Origin of the sequence: Rhodococcus sp. CX (genome assembly GCF_015865005.1) — a bacterium.
Classification (GTDB): domain Bacteria; phylum Actinomycetota; class Actinomycetes; order Mycobacteriales; family Mycobacteriaceae; genus Rhodococcus.
In genome coordinates, this window is the sequence record NZ_JADZGH010000190.1 from 1 (window position 1) to 1,929 (window position 1,929).

Annotated in this window: 2 protein-coding genes; one reads left to right on the forward strand and one right to left on the reverse strand. The window is 69.4% G+C overall.

The window, feature by feature from the left end:
• On the forward strand, window positions 1-640 hold a 640-nt coding region (bioD, locus tag I0Q12_RS20260; protein ID WP_197253990.1), incomplete at its 5' end, for an ATP-dependent dethiobiotin synthetase BioD.
• A gap of 26 nt (window positions 641-666) precedes the next feature.
• On the opposite strand, the gene I0Q12_RS20265 is transcribed toward bioD, so the two are convergent.
• Window positions 667-1,929, reverse strand: a 1,263-nt coding sequence (locus I0Q12_RS20265) for an acyl-CoA desaturase (RefSeq protein WP_197253992.1), incomplete at its 5' end; no start/stop codon positions are given.

Here is a 1,929-nt window from a genome sequence, read left to right on the forward strand (position 1 = left end):
GGGGACGGAAGCACCCGACGTGCAGGCCGCGTTCGCGGCACGCCGCGGCGTCGCCGACGGCGAACCCGGCGACCTCGCCGAGATCACGCGCCTCGCCGGTCCCGACATCGACACCCTCGAACTGGCCCGCTATCCCGAACCGCTCGCGCCGGACACCGCGGCCCGACGCAGCGGACGGCCGCTGCTGAGCCTGCTCGACGTCGTCGCCGCGGTACGGGAGCTCGACGCGACCCACGACCTGACACTCGTCGAAGGCGCCGGGGGAGTGCTGGTCCGGATCGGCGCCGACGGCTTCACCATCGCCGATGTCGCGGCGGCACTGGATGCGCCGGCGCTGGTCGTGGCGGCGGCCGGCCTGGGCACCCTCAACCACAGCGCCCTGACGGTCGCGGCCCTGCGCTCGGCCGGTGTGCGGTGCGTCGGCACGGTGATCGGATCATGGCCTGCAGCACCGGATCTCGCGCAGCAGTGCAATCTCGAGGATCTGCCCGACGTCGCCGGTGTACCGCTGCTCGGGCGTATCCCCGAAGGTAGTGGCTCAGTCGCTCCGGAGGAGTTCGGAGCCGGTGCGCAGGAGTGGCTGGCCGCCTGCCGGCTGCTGCCGGAGCCGGTCGACCCACTTCTTCGGCCGCGCGGGTGACGTCGGCCCATCGATCGGCCTGGTGGCTAGTCCTGTCCGCGTGGGGGTAGGGAGACGTTCACGCCCCCGCTGTCGTGTTCGGGACCCGCAGCCGCGCTGCCCGCCGGTACCCGCTGCCGGAATCGCGCCGCCTCACTCGGGCCGGTCGCGCCGCCCGGGTCGAGCTCACCGCGGTACGGACCCGGCTTCGGGCGCGGTGCTCCGCCCGGAAACGCGAGCCGCAGGATGGTTCGGTGCACCATGGACCACTGCTTCACCAGCCCTCCGGAGTTGTACGGCAGTTCGTACCGTTGGCAGATCTCCCGCACCTTGGGTGCGATCTCCGCGTAGCGGCTGCTCGGCATGTCGGGGTACAGGTGGTGCTCGACCTGGTATCCGAGGTTTCCGCTGATGATGTGGAAGAGCGGGCTGCCCTCGATGTTCGCCGCACCGACTAGCTGGCGCACGTACCAGCCGCCGCGGGTCTCGTTCTCGACCTCGCGAGGACTGAACGTGTAGGTCTGGTCCGGGAAGTGGCCGCAGAAGATGATGCCGTGTGCCCACACGTTGCGGATGATGTTCGCGGTAGCGTTCGCCACCAGGGTGGCCAGGAACGTGCGCTCGACGCCCGGGATCGTGCGATCGAGGATGTCGGCGACGCCGGACCCTCGTCCGGTCGGCCGGAGGGACCGCAGCAGCCGTCCGAGACGAGAGGTTTCCGGTTGGCCGAGCCGGCCGCGGAAGGCGAGCTGGGCCAGGCCGAATGCGCCCGCGCTGATCAACGGCCAGCCGGCGTAGTCCTTGACGAGCTGTGCCCGGGCCTTGCCCGCGATCCCTTTGAGGTCCTCCCAGACCTCGGGCCAGGATTTCTCGCCGGCCCGCACGGCCTCGAGGTCCATGTCGTGCAGCGCGACCCCCCATTCGAAGAAGGCCATGAGCAACACGTTGTAGAAGGGCTGGGCCAGGTAGACCGGATGCCATTTCTGATGCGGGTCGATCCGCATGATCTCGTAGCCCAGGTCCTTGTCCTTGCCACGGATGTTGGTGAAGGTGTGGTGGATGTAGTTGTGCGAGTGCTTCCACGCCTTCGCGGTCGACGCGGTGTCCCAGTCCCACGACGAGGAGTGGATGTCGGGGTCGTTCATCCAGTCCCATTGGCCGTGCATGACGTTGTGACCGATCTCCATGTTCTCGAGGATCTTCGCCATCCCCAGACAGGCGGTGCCTGCCCACCACGCGGGTTTCGCGGCCGAACCCAGCAACAGCACCCGCCCCGCCACGGCCAACTGCCGCTGGGCGGCAATCACCGC